At 38.6% G+C, this 21785-nt stretch carries 18 protein-coding genes; all 18 read right to left on the reverse strand.

Annotated features, from left to right (window positions below):
- Positions 1-28 precede the first annotated feature (28 nt).
- The 18 genes from A3K93_RS09360 to A3K93_RS09440 all read right to left on the reverse strand — a co-directional run bounded on the left by A3K93_RS09360 (position 29) and on the right by A3K93_RS09440 (position 21696).
- Positions 29-1288, reverse strand: a complete 1260-nt coding sequence (locus A3K93_RS09360) for a carbohydrate porin (protein WP_067731000.1) — start codon at positions 1286-1288, stop codon at positions 29-31.
- A 302-nt stretch (positions 1289-1590) separates the two neighbouring features.
- On the reverse strand, positions 1591-2895 hold the full coding sequence (locus A3K93_RS09365) for an IS4 family transposase (RefSeq protein WP_067728195.1): 1305 nt from the start codon (positions 2893-2895) through the stop codon (positions 1591-1593).
- A 97-nt stretch (positions 2896-2992) separates the two neighbouring features.
- A complete protein-coding gene (locus A3K93_RS09370; protein WP_067731001.1) occupies positions 2993-10897 on the reverse strand; it encodes an Ig-like domain-containing protein in 7905 nt (2634 codons plus the stop codon).
- A 378-nt stretch (positions 10898-11275) separates the two neighbouring features.
- On the reverse strand, positions 11276-12151 hold the full coding sequence (locus A3K93_RS09375; protein ID WP_067730024.1) for an IS982-like element ISAba825 family transposase: 876 nt from the start codon (positions 12149-12151) through the stop codon (positions 11276-11278).
- Between the two features lie 162 nt (positions 12152-12313).
- Positions 12314-12958: an HAD-IA family hydrolase gene (locus tag A3K93_RS09380; protein ID WP_067731002.1), complete on the reverse strand. Its 645-nt coding sequence runs from the start codon at positions 12956-12958 to the stop codon at positions 12314-12316.
- Positions 12959-13057: 99 nt separating this feature from the next.
- Positions 13058-13513 carry a nuclear transport factor 2 family protein gene (locus tag A3K93_RS09385; RefSeq protein ID WP_067731003.1) on the reverse strand — a complete coding sequence of 152 codons (456 nt, stop codon included), beginning with the start codon at positions 13511-13513 and terminating at the stop codon, positions 13058-13060.
- Positions 13514-13811: 298 nt separating this feature from the next.
- On the reverse strand, positions 13812-14183 hold the full coding sequence (locus tag A3K93_RS09390) for a 5-carboxymethyl-2-hydroxymuconate Delta-isomerase (RefSeq protein ID WP_067731004.1): 372 nt from the start codon (positions 14181-14183) through the stop codon (positions 13812-13814).
- Positions 14184-14319: 136 nt separating this feature from the next.
- Positions 14320-14658 (reverse strand): zinc ribbon domain-containing protein YjdM, encoded by a 339-nt coding sequence (locus tag A3K93_RS09395; protein ID WP_067731005.1) that lies wholly within the window; start codon positions 14656-14658, stop codon positions 14320-14322.
- Positions 14659-14733: 75 nt separating this feature from the next.
- Positions 14734-15180: an SRPBCC family protein gene (locus A3K93_RS09400; RefSeq protein WP_067731006.1), complete on the reverse strand. Its 447-nt coding sequence runs from the start codon at positions 15178-15180 to the stop codon at positions 14734-14736.
- Between the two features lie 199 nt (positions 15181-15379).
- Positions 15380-15763 (reverse strand): ribonuclease E inhibitor RraB, encoded by a 384-nt coding sequence (locus A3K93_RS09405; RefSeq protein WP_067731007.1) that lies wholly within the window; start codon positions 15761-15763, stop codon positions 15380-15382.
- 189 nt (positions 15764-15952) lie between these two features.
- Positions 15953-16888, reverse strand: a complete 936-nt coding sequence (locus A3K93_RS09410) for a DUF4041 domain-containing protein (protein WP_067731008.1) — start codon at positions 16886-16888, stop codon at positions 15953-15955.
- A gap of 468 nt (positions 16889-17356) precedes the next feature.
- Positions 17357-18022, reverse strand: a complete 666-nt coding sequence (locus tag A3K93_RS09415) for a pseudouridine synthase (RefSeq protein WP_067731009.1) — start codon at positions 18020-18022, stop codon at positions 17357-17359.
- Between the two features lie 90 nt (positions 18023-18112).
- Complete coding sequence (locus tag A3K93_RS09420; protein WP_067731010.1) at positions 18113-18568, reverse strand: hypothetical protein; 456 nt, start codon at positions 18566-18568, stop codon at positions 18113-18115.
- Positions 18569-19266: 698 nt separating this feature from the next.
- On the reverse strand, positions 19267-19524 hold the full coding sequence (locus A3K93_RS09425; protein WP_067731011.1) for a hypothetical protein: 258 nt from the start codon (positions 19522-19524) through the stop codon (positions 19267-19269).
- Positions 19525-19640: 116 nt separating this feature from the next.
- Entirely contained in the window at positions 19641-20351 is a 711-nt protein-coding gene (locus tag A3K93_RS09430) for a hypothetical protein (RefSeq protein ID WP_067731012.1), read from the reverse strand.
- A 73-nt stretch (positions 20352-20424) separates the two neighbouring features.
- Entirely contained in the window at positions 20425-21003 is a 579-nt protein-coding gene (locus A3K93_RS09435; RefSeq protein ID WP_067731013.1) for a DUF4126 domain-containing protein, read from the reverse strand.
- A gap of 122 nt (positions 21004-21125) precedes the next feature.
- Positions 21126-21260, reverse strand: coding sequence for a zinc ribbon-containing protein (locus A3K93_RS15070; RefSeq protein WP_227509865.1), 135 nt, complete (start codon positions 21258-21260; stop codon positions 21126-21128).
- A 133-nt stretch (positions 21261-21393) separates the two neighbouring features.
- Complete coding sequence (locus A3K93_RS09440) at positions 21394-21696, reverse strand: hypothetical protein (protein WP_067731014.1); 303 nt, start codon at positions 21694-21696, stop codon at positions 21394-21396.
- Positions 21697-21785 lie beyond the last annotated feature (89 nt).

The raw sequence follows: 21785 nt of genomic DNA on the forward strand, positions 1-21785 counted from the left end.
GAGTGTATTTGCAACCAAAAACTGCGTTTTAGAATGCTGTGCTAAATTTAATACCGCCAACCCAAGCATTTTCACCGATATTTTTGCCACCTACGTTATGAACGTATTGAACATTAGGACGGATCGTAAGCCAGTTAGTTGCATGAATACCGTAGTAAATTTCTGCATCAAACTCTTCGCCACGGTTTTCAATATCATCATTATTCATGTTGATTCGACCAAAACCGATAGCGATTTCATCTTTAGGACGTGAGTCCATTGCACCTTTATAAACAAGGCCGATGTTTTGAGTATCTTGCTTCTCGTTAGTTTTAGCATCATGAACAGTTACATTCACAAAACCAGTTAAACCACGAGACGCATCACCGTTATGTGCAGTCAGTTGTTGTTTTGCAACAATCCAACCACCTTGATGATGATCAGTCTCATTTTGAAGCTCTAAAGGTGTTACACCGTCAAGAATTTTCGCATCTGCAGTACTGTAGTAGTAACCTGCACGGTATTCACCAGGAAGTTTTTGTGCACCTAGTTTTGGTGTCCACACAACTTCAGCTGGAAGAATTGCACCCTTAGAACCATCAGTACTTAAGTTAAAACCTTTACCGCGGTTTAGGTTTTCAGGGTTGTACTCGTAAGCACCCACTTGAGCATAAACTTCAGGTGTAACATTGTATTTCACACGTGCAGCCCATTGAGATACAGGCCAGTTATACCATTGATCACCAACAGCATTACCCACTTGTGAACCACACAGTGTTAAGTTTTGGAAGTCACAGTCGAAACTGTTGAAGTCTTCACCTTCACCGAAACGACCGACTTTTACATCTAATTTTTGATCTAAGAATTTTTTCTTAATCCAAAAATCAGTTAAACGCCAAGTTTGTCCACGACCCCAAACTTCTTGAACTGAACTTAAATGACCATTCAAAGCATCAGAAGTATTAGAGAGATTGCGACCATTACGTTCAGTCACGGTAATTTGTGCTTCAGTGTCTTTCCAACCTGCAATTTTTTCGAGGTCAAGATGAGCACCTAACGCAAATTGATCTGCATATTCAGTACCATGGCTAGTCGAACGTTTTGCATCAAGCACAGTTGCCATTTCGCCAGTATAACCAAAGCTGAAATCGACACCTTTTTGTTGAAGTGCAGTACGTTGACCATTCCAATCACCAAGCATCCATTGACCTTCTGGGTCGAATGCATCAGCAGCATGTGTAGCTGTATTTGCCAATAGCAAAGCAGCTAAGGATGTGTATACAGCCTTAGATAACGGGGAGAGAAACATTAAATGATCGCCTTAATCACACACTTAGTTGGGATATTTTACACTGTTTTAGTTTAATATTTGTTAGTTATAGATAATAAGTCTATATAAATTAACAAAAGAATATGAATTTATGTAATATTTTTGTGAATTTTTCTACACATTTCTCGATTAATTTTAATAAATTAGCTCTATTTTTTACCTTTTCTTCACTTATAGAAATCATCAACCAAATTTGTTATTTGTTTTTCCTATAAGTTATTTGTTTCATATCTAAAGGTTATGGATTTAAAAAACCCCGCCGAGGCGGTAATGCCAGTCAGTTAAGAAATTGACTGGCATTTTCTTGGATATTTTTGTGCTTTAATTTTCACTACTCGCGGACATTGCCTTTGCCTTTTTTCAGGTAATACAAATATTTTAGATTGTTCAAATAATTGTGCTAAATGTTTGGGTAGATTTCCTGCTGATTCTAAAGGTGTGTGCCTTAAGATATTGATAATACTCATAGATGCAATATGGAAACTGATCCTTAAAGGACTCACCTTTGCATGTTCAGCGATAAACCTCATCTGTCTTCTTAAGATATTATAAGCAATAAATACCCCCCACAATTCTTGATAGACCAAATCAGGTTGTTTGCTTCTTAAAATTCTTGCATCCTGTAAATCACTTTTAATTTCCCGATAACACATTTCTATTTCCCAACGCTGGATATAAAGCATTGCAAGGTCTTTGAATGGATAAACTTCAGAATCTGTTAATGATGTAATGTAACGTCTTATTTTTCCTGCATATTCAACTTCAATTAAACGTGCTTCCCAATAGTCACCCAATGACGGATTTATCTTTTTTGCTCTTGCTGAAACAGGCATTTTGATCTGAAAGTCATGGGCCGCATTATGATGAATCACTTCATAACGCAGGTTGTCCTTTGCTCGCATCAACCAATGACTCTCTTCTGCCTGAGATTGCCAACTCACTAAAAAATCAGCAGAGAAGTAAGCACGATCAAATAGGGTAATACTGCGAACTGGTGCTTTTAATTGACTGGCTAAGGTTAATTCACCTTGATCCATACTGCCAATTTGGGCATCAATCATTTCATGTGTATTGGTATTCACCAGGCAAGTCGCTCTGACTTGTGGGTAAGGGGCAGCTGCTGTTTTGCCTTTGGATGAACCAAAGTGCTTAAAGTTTTCTTCTGTATGAGGCATAGACCAAACCACACCATCTACAGCACAAACGCATAGACCGTGAAAGTTGCTATATTGTTGTTGTGAGTCTTTAAACCATGCCTGACTTAATGTCGAAAATAAAGCACTCATGGGCTCTAAGCCTAAGCGCTGTCTTGCTTGTACGGATGCACTCGGTACACAGTATTCTGCCGTACCGAAAACAAGTTGCAATTGTTGAACCACATACCAAATCGGTTGATTTCGAAATAGAGCAAGTCCGATTACCAGCCAAACAACATGTTCAGCAGGCAGTTTTCTTTTTCGAATTGATGCTTTACCTGTTTGGTTTAAGCAATCTTCAATCCAGTTTAAATCAATCAATTCACTGAATTGTGAAAGTGAAGGTAGGGTTTGTTTTAATGTTAAATCTAAATTCTGAGATAAATTCATAAAAAAAGAGCGTATTTACATACGCTCTTTTTACAGTATTTTAACTTTTTTTGCTTAACTGACTGGCATTACCGCCGAGGCGGGGTTTTTGGATTTCCTAGAATAGAATTGATTTATTTTGTAGTAGATCTTCAAGCGTAATTGCTGAAGTTTGATTTGTTAACTCAATTAATGCTGTCGAAATAAGTGGACCACTACTGCCATCTCGATCAATTGATAAAGTTACTGTAGATACAGCCTCATTATAAGTTAAACTGATATATTGATCCAAATTATGTGCATTCACACTTTGTCCCTGGAGCAGCTCTGAAATATCAATTTTATCACCTTGCATCAGACTAAAATCAGTCCAAGTATCTTTACCATTACCACCTGTAGCATCCGTATTATTAAGTAAATCAAAGACTACTGTATCAGCACCAAGTCCACCAGTAATAGTATCATTACCAGAACCACCATTTAGATAGTCATCACCTGCTCCACCATTGAGGGTATCATTACCTGATCCACCACGGATGATGTCGTTAGCCGAACCACCCGTAAGCACATCATCACCATCGTATCCATAAATACGAACTGCACTAGTCAAAGTTGAGAAATTTAACTCATTATCAGTATCGTCACCTTCTTTTAAGTAGCTTGGAGTGTCGCCACCTAATAAACCATCTAACAAGTTGAGATTTACTAAGCTACCGACGTTTTGTGTAGTTGAACCTACACTATCAGTAGCGACAACTGTCACAGATTGGCCTATATTCAATCCAAGTAAAGATAAGCTCGATCTTACAGAGCCCAACATTTCTGTAATTTCTTGGATATCTAAGTACTCACCAGAAGCAGATTCAATAATAATATTCACACTTCCAGTATAAGTAGAGATAGCCGGTGTAACAACTACACCACCTATGATCACGGCAGGTATCGTAATTTCCGTCCAATCTGGTGTTACAGATACACTGTAGCCAAATTCATTAGCTAAAGTTTGCGAGAACAACCAAGTTGGAATAGAAGTACCAACACCTCCTGTAATAGCTAGCTTTAACTCTACTTTCGTCAGATCATCATTTAAATCGCCGACTACAAATTGTTGCTGTGATAAATCAATTAGATCTGCAGCATTACCACCTATTAAGCCTAGCAAGCTACCATCACTCGATTGAACCATAGGACGCACACTATCTACAACTGTGTACTCAAATGTATCAGTTGTTGTATTATCTGCAAGGTCAGTTACTCTCGCAGTAAAAGTATAGGTTCCTGGGGCTGGATTTGATCCTTCATCGAAGATAAATGACCAATTACCATTAGACCCAATAGTGCCAGTCGCTGGATTGTTTGTACTACCTGGGTTTCCAGCCGTAAGTTGATCTGACCATACTTCAATAAATGCTCCAGGCTCTCCTCGACCATAAAGTGTAGGAGCATTATCATCTGTCACTTCGCCAAAGTAGAAGTTACCCGTTTGACCCACAGCATCATAACCAGAAATAAAGTTCACATTAATTGATTGATCAACCGTAATTTGACCTAAATCGAAAGTACCACTTTCTGAACCAACTGCATTAAGTTGACGTACTTCAACTGAAGTATAGACACCTTCCTCCAGTACAAAGCTTGTACCTACACCATTGATCCATGGACCATCATCTGTACGGTATTGCCAAGTTGCACCTGCTTCTAGACCACTAACAGTAATTTCACCATTACTGGTATTACCATCAGTTTGACTTGAACCCGTATCAATATATGTTGCAGTTGGAACTGTAACATCAACATCGCCAATATTAATAGTAAGCGTCGCTTGACCACTTAATTCACCGTTCGCTGCGGTATAAGTAAATACTTCCGTTTGCCCTAAACCGTCTGTATTAGTCAAAGTATAGGTATAACCACCATCCGTATTGAGTACTAATACACCGTATGTTGTTTGAATTGTGATATTGCCGTTACCATCAGGTGAGTAAATCAAGCCATCATATTCCACACGACTTACGGTTGTACCAGCTGTTGGGAAATCAGCACCTGAATCACCATCTTCAATAATCACTTCACCTTCTAAAGAAGTATTAGTTAATTGAATCTCATTGACTTGCGTAATTACGGTAGTTTCCTGCCATACTGTCAACAAATTACTAAGCAAAGCATCTGCAATAGCATCTACAATCTCATCAGCATAATTGACAAGGCCTACTGAATTTAAAGTTTCCCTCACAATATTAACAAGTACACCTACACCTAGCCCATCGACAAGATCAAGTGCAACTTCTAAAGCACTACGTACTGGAGTCAATAGAATCGGTAAAATATTAAATTGATCAGTTAAGGTATTGATAACAGTATCTAAGATCAGGTCTTGATTATCTTGACCAAGTACAACGCCATTTTCACCTAAATCAGCTAATGTTAAACCATTAACCAAACTACCTAACGTACTTTCATCATTGCTTACAACGACTGTATAGGCTCCAGCAGGTAATCCTTCTACTGTCACAGTTAAGCCATCGTCACCAATTAAACCAAGTACTTGCAAACCAGCAACATCGCCCAAAAGTGAATTTTCAGTGACTGCTGAATACACAACAACACCATACTCATTTACGATATCTAAACGGAACGCATCAGCCACAGCAAGTAATGACGTTTGTTGAATTGTCACTGTTAAAGTACTTAGAGGACCCAAAGTGACAGAAACGACTGAATCAGTACCCGAGGTTGATTGACCTAAACCAATAACGTCAATATTGTTATTCACAACAGGATCGCCGACTACAACAGCGAATGTGCCAACATCAAGATCATCAAAGTCATCGTTGGCATCTAGAGGTAAAGTGACCGTTGTTGTAGATGAATCTGACTCATTACCGGCAGCGTCGGTCGCAGTAGCTGTTACCACGTCACCTGCAGAAAGACCTGGATTTGGCACACTCCAGTTGCCATTTGTACCTGCTATAGCGGTCGCTGTTGTATTGTCTGGGAATGTGACTGTCACTGTTGAACCAGGCTCTGATTTACCAGTGATATCAGGAGCAGGATCTAAACCAAGATCTTGGATAAGATTAATCACTGGAGGCTGAGGTGCAGTCACATCAAGTAAACCAATATTTATAGTTAAAGTTGCATCATCTGTATAGGTGCCATTTACAGCGGTATATGTAAATACTTCAGTTTGATCAATACCATTTAGATCGTTCAAGGTATAAACATAGCTACCTGTAGTTGGATTGATAACTAAGATGCCATATTCTGTTTGAACTGTAATTTCTCCATCGACTGGTAAGAATACCTCACCCTCATATAAAACTTGAGTAATTGTAGTTCCGGCTACCGGTGCATCAGCGCCTTGGCCATCATCAGCAATCAATTCACCAGTAAGAACATTGTCAGCAAAAGTAACCGCATCTAATTGGGTGGTAACTGTAGTTTCTTGCAATACTGTAAGTAAATTACTTAGTAAAGCATTTGAAACAGCATCGATGATCTCATCAGCATAGCTCACAAGTCCGAAGGTATTTAATGTATTCGTAATAACGCCTACAGCTACCCCCACACCCACACCATCTAACACATCAAGTGCAAGCTCAAGTGCTGCACGTAATGGATTTAAAACTATCGGTAGAATATTAAACTGATCACTTAATGCATTGACTACTGTATCTAGGATTAAATCTTGGTTATCTTGACCAAGCACAACTCCATTTTCACCTAAATCAGCAAGAGTTAAACCATCAAGCAACTGATCTACGGTTCCTTGGTCATTGCGTACTAAAACATAATAGGTTCCTGGTGCAAGCCCTTCGATAGTGGCTGTTAAACCATCATCTCCGACAATACCAAGTATTGGTAAACCTGCAACATCACCTAGCAATGAGTTTTGGGTAACTGCCGAATATACAACTACACCATTTTCGTCGACCAAATCTAGACGGAAAGCATCACCTACTGCAAGTAAAGCTGCTTGCTTTACGGTGACAGTTAAGTTACCTAAACTATTTGGTTGGACAACCACTTCAACTGCAGCATCAGTACCATCACTTGATTCGAGTAAACCAATTACGTCGACGTTTGACGTAGAATTTGGTTCTCCTGGTGTAACTACTGGCTCATCTAGCACTAGATTATCGATATCGTCATTTGCGACAAATAATTTGACTTCATACGCTAACGATTCACTCACAGGATCTGATGGATTACCTGCTGCATCATTCACCACCACACTGACAGTCACTTCTGGAGTTGTGGCACCCGCGAGTACATCACCTGGGATCGACGCTGTGAAACTGCCATCACTGTTGTATGTCGCTGGATAGTCTTCTCCATCAATCGTCACTGTGACTTCAACAGTTGCTGGATCTGCATCATCTGGTAAGCCGTCAATTTGCCCTGTGATTTCGATCTCACCTTCTGATTCTGCAAGATTGACTACACCATCTTCCGCGATCGGATCAATCGTGATCTCAATCTCACTGTTATCTGGTGCTTCAAGGTCTATGTCATATGCCTGTGTTTCAGTGACAGGATCCGATGGGTTACCTGCTGCATCACTCACCACCACACTGACAGTCACTTCTGGAGTTGTAGCTCCCGCAAGTACATCACCTGGGATCGATGCTGTGAAACTGCCATCACTGTTGTATGTCGCTGGATAGTCTTCGCCATCAATCATAACTGTGACTTCAACAGTTGCTGGATCTGCATCATCTGGTAAGCCGTCAATTTGCCCTGTGATTTCGATCTCACCTTCTGATTCTGCAAGATTGACTACACCATCTTCCGCGATCGGATCAATCGTGATCTCAATCTCACTGTTATCTGGTGCTTCAAGGTCTATGTCATATGCCTGTGTTTCAGTGACAGGATCCGATGGGTTACCTGCTGCATCACTCACCACCACACTGACAGTCACTTCTGGAGTTGCAGCTCCCGCAAGTACATCACCTGGGATCGATGCTGTGAAACTGCCATCACTGTTGTATGTCGCTGGATAGTCTTCTCCATCAATCGTAACCGTGACTTCAACACTTGCTGGATCTGCATCATCTGGTAAGCCGTCAATTTGCCCTGTGATTTCGATCTCACCTTCTGATTCTGCAAGATTGACTACACCATCTTCCGCGATCAGATCAATCGTAATTTCTATCTCAGTACTGTCTGGTGGGGTTTGATCTACAGTAAAGCTATCAGTCACTGTTTGAGAAATAACGCCGTCATATTCCGCATACACTTCAACATTATACGTATCATCTACCAAGCTACCCACTGGTACATTCGCTGTCCATGTACCATCGAGACCCACTATCGCTGAAATTAATTCTCCATTCAATAAAACATGAACATCAGCTTCGACATGACTCACTGTGCCTGAAAGAATTAAAGTTGGTGCGAGTGCGGCTAACTCTGCAGCATTCAGATAATCATCATCAGCTACATCGTTTAAGGTAACCAATGGTAATTTCACGACCACCGGATCACTAACATTACCTGCAGCATCTTGGGCTGAAATATTGATATTTTGATCGAGTGGTAAGTCATTCGATAAAATTACTGACCAATCACCATCCGTGTCGTCTGCTATCACGATGATTGGGATAGATGAATCAGGAATCGTAATTACAACTGTGGCACCAGGTTCAGTTATACCTTTTAAATCATAGTTCCCGTCATCTCCTGGAGTAATTGTGATATTGATTAGTTCTGGTACATCAACATCAACTTCATAAGCTAACGATTCACTCACAGGATCTGATGGGTTACCTGCTGCATCATTCACCACCACACTGACGGTCACTTCTGGAGTTGCAGCTCCCGCAAGTACATCACCTGGGATCGATGTTGTGAAACTGCCATCACTGTTATATGTCGCTGGATAGTCTTCTCCATCAATCGTCACTGTGACTTCAACAGTTGCTGGATCTGTATCATCTGGTAAGCCGTCAATTTGCCCTGTGATTTCGATCTCACCTTCTGATTCTGCAAGATTGACTACACCATCTTCCGCGATCGGATCAATCGTGATCTCAATCTCACTGTTATCTGGTGCTTCAAGGTCTATGTCATATGCCTGTGTTTCAGTGACAGGATCCGATGGGTTACCTGCTGCATCACTCACCACCACACTGACAGTCACTTCTGGAGTTGTAGCTCCCGCAAGTACATCACCTGGGATCGATGCTGTGAAACTGCCATCACTGTTGTATGTCGCTGGATAGTCTTCGCCATCAATCATAACTGTGACTTCAACAGTTGCTGGATCTGCATCATCTGGTAAGCCGTCAATTTGCCCTGTGATTTCGATCTCACCTTCTGATTCTGCAAGATTGACTACACCATCTTCCGCGATCGGATCAATCGTGATCTCAATCTCACTGTTATCTGGTGCTTCAAGGTCTATGTCATATGCCTGTGTTTCAGTGACAGGATCCGATGGGTTACCTGCTGCATCACTCACCACCACACTGACGGTCACTTCTGGAGTTGTAGCTCCCGCGAGTACATCACCTGGGATCGATGCTGTGAAACTGCCATCACTGTTGTATGTCGCTGGATAGTCTTCTCCATCAATCGTAACCGTGACTTCAACACTTGCTGGATCTGCATCATCTGGTAAGCCGTCAATTTGCCCTGTGATTTCGATCTCATCTTCTGATTCTGCGAGATTGACTGTGCCATCTCCTGCAATTGGATCAATCGTGATCTCAATCTCACTGTTATCCGGTGCTGTGGTATCTGGTGCATTGACAGTGGTTGGTTCAGACTCGTTACCTGCTTCATCTTTAGCAACAACATTGATTTCTTCACCATTGGTCAGCGGCTCATCTAGCTCTACACTAAAGTCACCATTTTCATCCGCAGTGTCTTCACCAATCACATTACCGTCTTTATCAGTGATAATGACCGTTGCCCCCGATTCAGTTTTACCCGTCACCGTTGTGCCGTCTTCGCTCACTACAACATCAGTTGGTGCACCCGGTGCTTCAAGGTCGATGTCATATGCCTGTGTTTCAGTGACAGGATCTGATGGATTACCTGCTGCATCACTCACCACCACACTGACGGTCACTTCTGGAGTTGTAGCTCCCGCGAGTACATCACCTGGGATCGATGCTGTGAAACTGCCATCACTGTTGTATGTCGCTGGATAGTCTTCTCCATCAATCGTAACCGTGACTTCAACACTTGCTGGATCTGCATCATCTGGTAAGCCGTCAATTTGCCCTGTGATTTCGATCTCATCTTCTGATTCTGCGAGATTGACTGTGCCATCTCCTGCAATTGGATCAATCGTGATCTCAATCTCACTGTTATCCGGTGCTGTGGTATCTGGTGCATTGACAGTGGTTGGTTCAGATTCATTGCCTGCTTCGTCTTTGGCAACAACATTGATTTCTTCACCATTGGTCAGTGGCTCATCAAGTTCAACCGTAAAGTCGCCATTTTCATCCGCAGTATCTTCACCAATCACGTTACCATCTTTATCAGTGATAATGACCGTTGCCCCCGATTCAGTTTTACCTATCACTGTTGTGCCGTCTTCGCTTACCACTACATCACTTGGCGGATTTGGCGGGGTCTTATCTATAAAGTTTCCTCCACTAGAACTACCCCCATCAGCTGCAGCTGCGATTCCACCTACAGCAGCAATACCTGCAATCCAAGGCCAAATTGCCCCACCTTCATTTAAAGGAGCATCTGTTATTGGATGATATTTAATTACATTTAATAAATTGCCAGCATCATCTGTAAATTCAACCCAATATAATTTCTCACCATTCTGAAACTCAATACGATTTTGCTCTAAAGGAAAATCAAAATAGTTTTCAATAACAATCACATCACCGTTTTTTAATGTAATTACGGCTGACTGACCATTTCTTGTTATATTTGCGACATCGTTAATGTCAGCTTCAATTCTAACGATAGAATTACGATCTAAAATTACTACATTATTTTGAACATTTTGGATGGGTTGCCCATCTTGACTTGAAAACACATTGATATTCGCCATTTTTAATTCTCCACCATGCTTTTCGAATATTTATTCATAAAATCTTGTTTTAGATATCAGCAAAAAAAAGGTTCAGGAATGGCATTTTTTAGTGCGTGTACTTACAAATTTAACGTTCCATAAAAAAATCGTTACACCACTTAAACAACAAAAATTAAGATATTGTTTTTTATAAATTTTATAAAAAACTTAATAAATCACAAAATTAAAAATAACTGTTTAAAGAAGCACATTATTGGTAAAAAAAATGAAGTAAATCACACTAAAAATTTTTATTATTATTTTGTTATCAAAATTACATGAATTAACGTAAATTAATATTTAGCAATAAACATTTAAATACTATAAATTTATATAATATTTACGCCAATCTCAACTTTAAATAAGCTTTTCAAATTGAATCGGCGAATAACCACATTTTTTATTCATAACGACGCAGACCGTATGTGACAAAATCTTTCTGATAAAACGATGCGATAAGTGCCATAAATCTCTTGCCCTTACTTTTTGAATATTAAAGCGATCAGTTAATTGACCAATGACCGTTTCAATTTTCCTTCGTGCTCTCATAAGCAACCTCATTGATTCTTGAGATCTAGAGTCCGGCATATTCTTTCTTAAAGGAGTTTGTAGATCAACATACTGAAATTTATAGTATTCTTTCAAGCTGGGTCTTAAGTAACCTTTATCTGCACCTAGTAACCCATGAATATTTTCTGTGATTTCTGGTGCAACATCACGCTCATCTACATTTGCTGGAGCGAAAGTATAGCCAGTAATCATACCCTCCAAATTAATTACAAGATGCCCTTTAAAACCATAGTATTTCTCTTGTTGTGCAGCACAATAACTAAAACCTGCATGTTCTTTGAAATTCTTGTGTCTTTTTGCTCGACTATAACGACAAACAGGTATAGGAAATCCATCAATAAAATGAATATGATCCTGACCATAATGTGCAGTTAATTGGGCTGTGATTTTTTGATGAACTTGCCATAAGTTTGCACAATGCTTACAAAAGTTAGGATATGAACCTAAATGAGGGAACCAACTTAAGTAATTGTTTTTAAAAAATATCCATATGCTTTTATCCGTATCCATTTTGAGACACTCACCAACAATTTGCATTGTGATAATTTCAATATCGGTTAAAGCCGGTGGAAAACCACGTTTTCTTAATGGTTCAGAGACTATAGTTGGGTAAATTTCCTCTATGATTAAATAGACAATGATGATAAATTCTTCAGTGGACATAACTGTAATTTTATTTTCATAGACGGATTTAAAATGAGGTTATGTCCTTTTTATTTCAATGACTTAAAAAGTTGAGATTGGCGTAATATTTATGAATATATTTTTAATATTCTTATTAAATTGACTGATTGCCTCTCACACAGTAAGAGGCAAATTTTTTGGTTAAAAGTATTTAAGTAATTCCGAAAATTGATCAATTTCGGCATAAGGTTTTGCAGCTTTTAGCTCATCCGCCGTGCCATAACCATATCGAACCGCAATCGTTTCAATTCCACTTCGACGAGCACCTAAAATGTCATGCTCACGATCGCCAACCATAAAGCATTCCTCAGGTTTTAAATGCTCTGTCGCAAGAATATACTCGATTAAATCACCTTTATTGGTACGCTCGCCTGTTAGCTCACTTCCATAAATCTTTTCAAAGCATTGTGCTAACTCAAAATGTTCTAAAATTTGAACTGCATATATAGTTGGCTTAGCTGTCGCAATAAAAAGTCGATATCCTTTTTGCTTTAGTCTTTCTAAGGTTTCTTTTACAGTTGGATAAACTTTATTCTCATAAAGCCCAGTGACTGCAAAACGCTCACGATATCCACACAGCGCTTGCTCAGCTAAATCATCCTCAGAATCGACATTCAGTAATTTGGCTAATGAGGCTTTTAAGGGGGGGCCAATAATCCAGTCAATATTGATATCGTCTTGTATCGGAAATCCGACCTTAGCCAGTCCATAACGTGCTGAAGTGGTGATTCCTACTTTAGGGTCTGTTAATGTCCCATCCAAATCGATCAGAATATTTTTAATCACCCACACACCTCATATATCGTATTTTTGCAAAAGCTGATTTCAAAAATCGACACATATTAACTGAATTCAGTTTTTTAAGGGTATGCTCATTGAAGTGATTTATAAAGCATCAGGCTCAAAATTCATTGGTTTAACTTGCATCGTCATCATATCGGCAGGTAAAGAAATATGCAGATGATTTACTTTCCAATTCTCATTCTTTTTTATAAAACCCATGGTAACTCGGCACCATTTCACTTTAGAAATACGTATTGGTTGAGTTTGATCAATCTTGCAATAACAGCTCAAAAAAGCTAAATCTCGACTGGCAAAAACCTTCATTTTTTGACGATGAACCTGGATCTCACCTGATAAGAAAGGTACATACTTATCCCAAAATTCGCGATAAGTTTTAAACCCTTCAAGCTGATAACCGATATCAAAGATATCTAAATTTTCATCACATAAGGGGGCAAGTTTTGATATGTCTAATTTGGAGATCGCATCATCCCACTGTTTTAGTTTAAAAATCACTGCGTGAGCGGACTGTTCATCTCCAACAATGTCTACATTCATTTTGAACCCTTTTAATGCGCTAGGCGCCTATACTTTTCTAGTTTTAATTTGCAATCTCGACATCCTATCGAGGTGCTCTATATCGTTTTGACATACAAGATCAAAACCACACATCGCTATTTGCAATAACATTCATAAGAATAATTTAAGAATTAATATTATATCTGTCGTAGGCTTTATATCATACTTTTTTAGTTTTTCTGATTAAATATTGAGTATAAATATATATTTAAGCCGAATAAATACTTTATTAATCCATAAAAAAAACCTTGATCGGTCTTTTCTTAATTCTAAAATTCTAAAATTCAGTTGCAAGCGTAACTTTGCTGTAGCAGCATTTTGGCATTTCAATGATTTCAACACAAATCTGCACTTCAAGATGATTCGGCTGCTGAAAGTGAGCTTGCGTCGCTTTAAGCACAGTATTGGAAATTTTTGCTTTGGTTTCGTCATCGCGACCACTAAGTAAAGCCACTTTTACATGTAAGTAACCGATGTCCTTTTCCCCTAAACCCACCAAATAATCCGACTGCATCAGAGCACGACTTTTTAGCTCATCCGCACTTTTTACAAATTGACCATCAAGCATACTTTGATTAATCGCTTTTAAAATGGGCTGAGTCTCAATTGTTTTTAGGTTTTCAGAATACTCAAGATAGATATGTGGCATAACGCTGACCTCGTGCTTCGGCAGCCTTTTTATAACATGTTATAAATCGAAGCTAACGTCGAGATATTCCACTTGGTTTTATTTTAAGCAAAAAAATGAGGACAAAAGCCTCATTTTTAAATCAGTTTTAAACGATTTAAACTTTCTTTACGTATTCAGATTTAAGTTTCATTGCCCCAATACCATCAATTTTACAGTCAATATCATGACCATCTGATGCATCATGGAGCAAACGAATTGATTTCACTTTTGTACCGACTTTGACTACCGATGATGAGCCTTTGATTTTCAAATCTTTGATGACAGTGACGCTATCACCATCTGCCAAGATATTACCATTAGCATCCTTAATCACGACCACATCATCAAGTTCCTCTCCCTCTCGCCATTCATGTGCACATTCTGGGCAAATTAATAAGTCCCCATCTTCATACGTATAAGTGGACTGGCATTTAGGGCAAGCAGGTAGAGACATCGCGACCTCAAAGGATAAAAATTAAAAAATCACTATAGCATTAGATCACTATATATCTGAAATATTTAAATTATTTTATTCATCTGGAATTTGTGGATTCACCAGCCATGACAAAAGCTGTAACGACTCTTGCCAACTTAGATGACATGCTGCAGGTGGAATCAAATCAGGATAACCCACTTGCGTAATATGTAAGCTCGTTCCTACCGAAACTTTTTCAAAAATCACCGTCATTTCAATTTCACCGCTTAATTCTGGTGTTGTGAAATTGTCGGTATATCGGAGTAATTGATTCGGAACAACTTCATGATAGTTGCCATGAAACACATGCTTAGTACCTGTGGAAAAATTGGTAAAGCTAATTTTATAACTCCCCCCTGTTTTCACCTCTGAATGTTCAACTTTGGCAATAAAACCATGTGGAGGTAGCCATTTAATAATGGCATCAGGGTTAGTAAAGGCACGATATACACGCTCTGGTGGTGCGCTAAATACACGGTGCAATTTCAGGGTATAACTCATGATTGACGTCCTTGATTATTTTATTTCATCTTTTTATTGTGTAACGACGATCATCCATCCGATGATCCAAATCATGTCTGAACGACATGAGCTTGAATGACACAGTATTTTATTGAGGTCATTCCATTAATCTTAAAATTATAAATAAACAATACAACAATGAAGCCCAAAATATCGGGCTTCATATAAACCAAACTTTTTAGCTCGATAGTGGCTCTTCATCATCGTCAATATCATCATAGACATATGCCATACAGCCCCAACCGTCGTACTCACCTTGGAAGTCTTCGGCTATTTTGCTAAACCACTGCTCTAGATCAACAATATCTTCGTAGGCAGGTTCCATATAAACATAAATCGTGATCACCCACTCTAAGCGGTCACTTTCTTCATCTTGGAATAGGCTAATTTTTTGCTCTTCTTTCAGCAAATGTAGTGCACAGCGATCGGCATTTTCTTCGGCTGTAAATGCGATTGAAAACTCAATTTCATGCGGTTCTGTTAGATCATCACCATCCTGATGCATTTGCCAAAGCACTTCACCATTTTCATCATCTGGAAACTGTTGGTAATCACGTGACATGAAAAAATCCTTATTATGATGCTGTTATTCTTATTTTTAGATTAGCTTATTTTTTAAACTTTAACGATAGATAGATCTAAAATATTTTTAAACCCAACACACCCGTTTAATTTTATTATTTAAATACAAAACAATGATTTAATAAAATTTTAATCACTCTTTAACCTTATATTTACATCTTGAATCAACTTATCCCATCTGTTCATCACGGACTTGGGTACGTTCTAACTGCTTTAAAACAGCGGCGAACTTTAATTCTTCCAGCCTTAACTCCAAATAGCTTTCGAGTATGTGTGCCTGACTTAAATCCGTGCCTTTAAAGTTAATCAATACATAATCATCGCGTAGCGCCTGTAACAACTCACCTAAATTATCCGCAGTAAGCTGTTGTAAATACAAATCTGCCTTACTATTAAATGCCATGCCAATCAGTTCAACTGTTGTATTACGACGACTGTCATCGACATAGTTACAGGTCGCAATTTGACCTTGTTGTTTAGCTTGCTCGATCCGCTCACGAATATCTGTTAAACGCTTTACAGCATCATGTTGGTTAAAATCATCAATAAGCTGCTGCATAAAATGATCAGCAGAATAATTCAAGGTCGTTGGATAGCCTTGAATTTTATGTTCCAGTGCAGTAATCACTTCACTTAAACGCTGCTGCTCTTCCGCCTGTTTAAAATAACCTTTTAGCTTTTCACGCGCCTGTTCATCTACATTTTGAAGCGCTTGCTTTTGGTAGCGATTGATATAGTCCTTTACACGCTCGATATAAGCTTTAATGTCCTCAATCATGATTGATGCATCGACCTTGGTCATTTCGACAAAGTTTTCAGCTTGCAGTGTTCTTGAAATAATATATTGCTCGATATCGCAGATATCTTGATACTTCAGATACTTATTTAAATCAGTTTTAAGACTACTGACTTGTACACGTAGTTGGGTTAATTCGTAGTTTAAATCATGTGTCTGGGTTTCATATTCAGCAAGTTTGGCTCGAGAATGATCAAGGTTTTCTTGCAGGGAACGAATATTGGTTCGTAATTGTTTACGTACTTGGATTGAATATAAAAATTGCAGAATCAAGGCAATGGCCAAAGCGAATACCGCGATCATCCACATGATATTTTCCTTATTAAAATACGAACAACCCAACACAAGGTGTGCAGGCGCATATTTTCACACGGTTTACAATTCAGTTACAAAGCTATTCATCTGATAATAGAAATGTTTTTATTATTGATATTTAAAGTGATTTTTATATTAATTCATTTTAAAGGCACCAATTCTTAAATCAAATACACTTTTAAGTTCGCCTAAAATTAGCATTTCATGATCATAATATTCAAAGAATATAAGAGATATAATCTTTAAAAATTACATTTTAAATTGAAATAGTTTAGTTGACCATTGCAACTCCTGAGGATGCTTCAAAGCTGTTCGGCCCAGCTTTTTTAGCTTAATACTGAATTAAAACTCCTATTTATCCATTCTGAATTATGTAGATTTTTTGACGCAAAAAATTGCTTATTTCATTCATATAACGAAATAAGCTGTAACATAATTTTGGTCAATCGAGCTTTTCAGCTTTTAAAAAGGTACTGATGACTCGATCTGCATAGGTTGCTGAGTAATGGGATGATGAAATGCCAAATAGCATGCATGTAATGCCAAACGCTTGAGTGGGCTTTGAGTCGGTGCAGGATGATAAATTTCGTCACCAGTAATCGGATGGCCGAGATGCATCATGTGAACGCGCAGTTGATGTGAACGTCCGGTAATTGGGGTGAGCACGACGCGCGTCATATCTTGGTTGGCATCATAATGGACAGCTTCATATAAAGTTTGTGAAGGCTTACCCAACTCAAAATGCACCATTTGACGTGGACGATTTTCCCAATCTGTAATCAGCGGAACATCCACACATCCAGATCCACTCAAATGCCCTTGAACCAAAGCTTCATAGCGTTTAGACACCGTTCTTGCCTGAAACATTTTACTGATTGCCACTTCTGCATCACGATGCTTGGCAAACATCAAAATGCCCGACGTTGCCATATCTAAACGATGGGTAATTTTCGCCGTGGGGAACTGCTCAACCACACGTAGATAAGCACTGTCATGATGCTCAGGTAGACGCCCTGGGACAGAAAGTAATCCAGCAGGTTTATCAATAATGATAATGTCATCATCCTGATACAAAATATTCAGTGGGTCTTGCGGTGGAGCATAGACGAAGTTGTCGTTAAGTGGCATGAAAATGACAATATGGGAGAAAAAGCGCAAAATAACAATGTCACGCTAGACTGTCAATGTACGCTTTCTATTTTTGGCAAAGGCATAATTTTAAGCACGTGAGGTCGCTGCAAAATGTGTGGCATGCCCTGCTTGGTATTCATTGATCATACTTTGAATATCATGGTTTAAAAAAGCCGTGAGGCAATTTTGTGTGCTTTGCAAACTCATGTGCTCGAATGCCACGTAATCTGTGCGTTTCATTTTCAATAACCCGAATAAATTATGGGTTTCTACTTCAATTTCAATGTCTGTGTCTGCTGAAAACTCAAGTTGATGTGTCGGTGAGAGTGCATTTAATTTGATCTGTAAGCTGTGCTCCGTTTCTGTATTGGTCACTGTAAACAGCACATCTGAACCTTGCATCTGTAATTGTAATATTTGTAATTGTTTCCAATTCATCGTATTGAACTTTTTTAAGATCTCAACAGCTTCAAACTCGCCTAATTGTTCGGCATCATCAATGCTTTTATGATGAGGATAATTGATCTCCAATGCGAATTTCATAACATGACTCCTCTATGGCCAGTTCAATTCATCTTAACATTGCTCAAATAACAACCATCATTTAATTTCTGAATAACCTTTTGATTATCATCATTTTTAAAAATTATTTTTTATGATGTATTTCAAATAATTAGTTTTATTTTTTGATCAATTATTCAGCTTATACATTACAGCGAGAATTGCGCTTTGCTCTGCACGAAATATGTGGAATATATAGATAATCTCAACAACAATGTGTTGTTAATAATAGGTTTGAAGAAAAATGTGTGGTGAAAATAAAGAAGAAGATATTTTTATTTTGAATTGTTATGAAGTTTTGAGGGTCTGGGAAAACTCTTGATGGTTTACTTCAACTGACAAGCTTGGTAAGACTTGACCTTATAGCCTATAAACTTTTGATCTATAGCGTCCTAAGCCGAATCGAGACCTTTTGGGTTCGTACTGCACTCGCGTTTTGCGCCGCTGACAGCATACTACTCTTTTCGATCCCATCACACCCTTGAGATTTATAGTAGCTAAAATGCAGTGGGATTAATTTCCGATGTTTTCTTAATTTTTCTATTTTTTGAAAATTAATCCCAAGAAATTATCATTTAATAAAAAAAATATTCAAACCACCCTCTTAATTGCGTTTTTATCCCTAGTTTAGGTTCTTTTTAAGAATATTTTGTCTGCATTTTTTGGGTCTCATCTTATGCTTACATCATGCGTTGTAGCCACTGTGCTGTGAACCACCATCCACTAATGGCAGTCATTCCACACATTAGGTTAGCCAAAATTTTATTCAGTTTGGTAAGTTCAGAGCCGTAAATTTTTAAATTGATGATATAAGCCAGCACGCCATAGGTCAGACCAATCGCGCCACCAAATAGCGCTAAAATCATCGGCCATGCTGAATAGAAATGTGCAGTGCGGTCTACTTTGCTTTTTTCAGGTGCATGTTCTAGGGTGGTCATATGAAATCTCCCGATTTTTGAGGCATGGTAATGCACTCATATGGTTCATTTTCTTGATATGGATGAGCACCTGCTCCCCCTACCCTAAAATTGCAAAATCTAAGCCAAGTTTTGTTTTAATCTAAAAAGTTTAATGCATCAAAGTCTTTAACTTTAGACAAATAAATCGGTGCGTACTGAATCTTGCTCCATGTCTCTTTAAAGCGTTCAGGCTGTTCGACATCATGTTTATTAAGATTGTCTTTCACCAATTTTTTAGCGGTTAGAAAATTAATACTGATATAAGTTTGCACAGTGGGACCATAATTTTCCGAGCGATCATAACCAATTAAACGCATATCGTTAGCGACCGTTTGGAATTTAAAGACCTGATAGCCATAGCGACCATGTTGATAATTTAAATGCAGCACGCCCTGCTTAATCTCAGGAATAAGTTCAGGTGGAAAGTACACGCCACCATTTTCCTGATCGGAACTCATAGCCGTTAAGTTTTGAGTCAGTAACTGATATTTGTTTGTTGCCTTTTGCCCGAGCAAGACTACGATGCCCCGTCGATTGCGGTCATAGGTTTTGCCATTTTCTTGCACGATGCCTTGTGGTTTCGTGGCTTTGACAATTAATACAGCATCTTGAATATGGTCTTTATTTAAATCACTACGGGTGACTGAAAAGAGTGTATAGCCTTTAGGAATAAAGGCTTTGAAGGTTTTACTGTCTTTTTTAAGCTGTAATTGTTCAGCCGATATTTGAGTTTGTGCCATGAGATTTGGCGTACAGATACCGAATATCATCGCTATAGTGAATGATTTGAGATGCTGCTTCATCATATCTTTCTCCTATCTAGCTCTATCTATCAATGAATTGAGCTTTTATAAGTGGATAGTGCATCATCTATATTGATTATGAAGCAGTGTGATCAAGTCTTTGCTGTTTCTTTTGTTTAATCCAACGCACGATCCAAATCATTGCAATAATCCCGACAATGACCACCAATACAGGCACTAAAAACGATAATACGGAAAGGATGACGGCGCTGATCCATTCACCTGTTGAAAATACAGGATTTGCCACACCACCTGTGGTTGCTGTAGAAAGCCCTCGTACCGCCACGGTACTCATCTGCACTGCGCCTGCTGTTCCGCCGCCGACAATAATCGCCGCTGCCCAACTGGCAAACTGTGACATTTCCCCTGAGCTGACTGCCATAGTGGTGAGTGTGCCTGCGACCATCGCTGCAGGTGTAGCAATGGTGTCTAAGGCATTATCTACCCATGGAATATAATAGGCTGCAATTTCACATACGGTTGCAATGCCTAACGCTAAACATACACTTGGCATGGCAAGCCATTCAAAGCCTTTCATCGGTTCGAACCAGCCAACAAGCGAGGCAAGGCTCATAATAAGTAATGGCACAAAGACACGAAAACCACATGCGGCACTCAGTCCAATGCCGATACATAAGCCTAAAATTGTTTCCATGTGGTCTACCTGTTTTTATATGTCTATTGTCTTTCTATAAGCTAACAAAAAAGCCCTATGGAGTAATAGGGCTTTTGTTAAAACAGGGGGTGTCTGTTTTAGTATTTTTTGCTTTTGTAATCTTATTTTTTAAATTGATTGCATAAGCATTTGGTACACGGTGGTAAACGATCCGTACCAATTTCTAAGTAAGCGCGTTTTCCGCACTGAACGCAAAAATAGAAACCTGTTCCCGGTTTAGAGCCAGCATTTACCATTTTTGTTCTCCATGTGTTCTAGAAATGGTCGAACGAGTATAGCCCCACTATTTGTTAAAGGTATTGTCCTTTTTGTTATAGGATTGTGGCAGTTGGGCGAAATATATTTGTAAACTACTTTTAAATCTTCAGTTTACAAATTTTGATTGAACAACTTCGGAACAATTACTTCTAACTTTTTATTTAATGGGAAAATTTTTGTACTTGATACATACATAAATCCCTCATTTGGTGGTTCAGTTACAACTCCAAAACAGCGACAATAGAAAAAAATTCCGTAAACATTTTTTAGAATATCTAATTTTAGTAAATTTTCATATTCCGACATAAAATATTCGCCCAAGAAGATATTGACCTTTTTCACAAGTATCATTGTATTCTTATGATTTGTTTCAGCTATTAACTTACCGACATTAATAACTTCAGTAATATCCACAAATATCAATCCAAAATCATGTATTGAATCAACCTTACTATCTATTTGTTTAGCTGCTTTTTTATATTTTTTATAATTGAACTGGGACT

Source organism: Acinetobacter sp. NCu2D-2 (assembly GCF_001647675.1).
In the GTDB taxonomy this organism is placed as follows: domain Bacteria; phylum Pseudomonadota; class Gammaproteobacteria; order Pseudomonadales; family Moraxellaceae; genus Acinetobacter.

Excerpts from the sequence above, each read along its gene's own strand:
- A3K93_RS09425 (WP_067731011.1), bottom strand. The coding sequence starts at position 19,524 with ATGACCACCCTAGAACATGCACCTGAAAAAAGCAAAGTAGACCGCACT.
- A3K93_RS09365 (WP_067728195.1), bottom strand. The coding sequence starts at position 2,895 with ATGAATTTATCTCAGAATTTAGATTTAACATTAAAACAAACCCTACCT.
- A3K93_RS09405 (WP_067731007.1), bottom strand. The coding sequence starts at position 15,763 with ATGTCACGTGATTACCAACAGTTTCCAGATGATGAAAATGGTGAAGTG.
- A3K93_RS09395 (WP_067731005.1), bottom strand. The coding sequence starts at position 14,658 with ATGTCTCTACCTGCTTGCCCTAAATGCCAGTCCACTTATACGTATGAA.
- A3K93_RS09430 (WP_067731012.1), bottom strand. The coding sequence starts at position 20,351 with ATGATGAAGCAGCATCTCAAATCATTCACTATAGCGATGATATTCGGT.
- A3K93_RS09375 (WP_067730024.1), bottom strand. The coding sequence starts at position 12,151 with ATGTCCACTGAAGAATTTATCATCATTGTCTATTTAATCATAGAGGAA.
- A3K93_RS09410 (WP_067731008.1), bottom strand. The coding sequence starts at position 16,888 with ATGTGGATGATCGCGGTATTCGCTTTGGCCATTGCCTTGATTCTGCAA.
- A3K93_RS09385 (WP_067731003.1), bottom strand. The coding sequence starts at position 13,513 with ATGAATGTAGACATTGTTGGAGATGAACAGTCCGCTCACGCAGTGATT.
- A3K93_RS09415 (WP_067731009.1), bottom strand. The coding sequence starts at position 18,022 with ATGCCACTTAACGACAACTTCGTCTATGCTCCACCGCAAGACCCACTG.
- A3K93_RS09435 (WP_067731013.1), bottom strand. The coding sequence starts at position 21,003 with ATGGAAACAATTTTAGGCTTATGTATCGGCATTGGACTGAGTGCCGCA.
- A3K93_RS15070 (WP_227509865.1), bottom strand. The coding sequence starts at position 21,260 with ATGGTAAATGCTGGCTCTAAACCGGGAACAGGTTTCTATTTTTGCGTT.
- A3K93_RS09360 (WP_067731000.1), bottom strand. The coding sequence starts at position 1,288 with ATGTTTCTCTCCCCGTTATCTAAGGCTGTATACACATCCTTAGCTGCT.
- A3K93_RS09400 (WP_067731006.1), bottom strand. The coding sequence starts at position 15,180 with ATGAGTTATACCCTGAAATTGCACCGTGTATTTAGCGCACCACCAGAG.
- A3K93_RS09390 (WP_067731004.1), bottom strand. The coding sequence starts at position 14,183 with ATGCCACATATCTATCTTGAGTATTCTGAAAACCTAAAAACAATTGAG.
- A3K93_RS09420 (WP_067731010.1), bottom strand. The coding sequence starts at position 18,568 with ATGAAATTCGCATTGGAGATCAATTATCCTCATCATAAAAGCATTGAT.
- A3K93_RS09370 (WP_067731001.1), bottom strand. The coding sequence starts at position 10,897 with ATGGCGAATATCAATGTGTTTTCAAGTCAAGATGGGCAACCCATCCAA.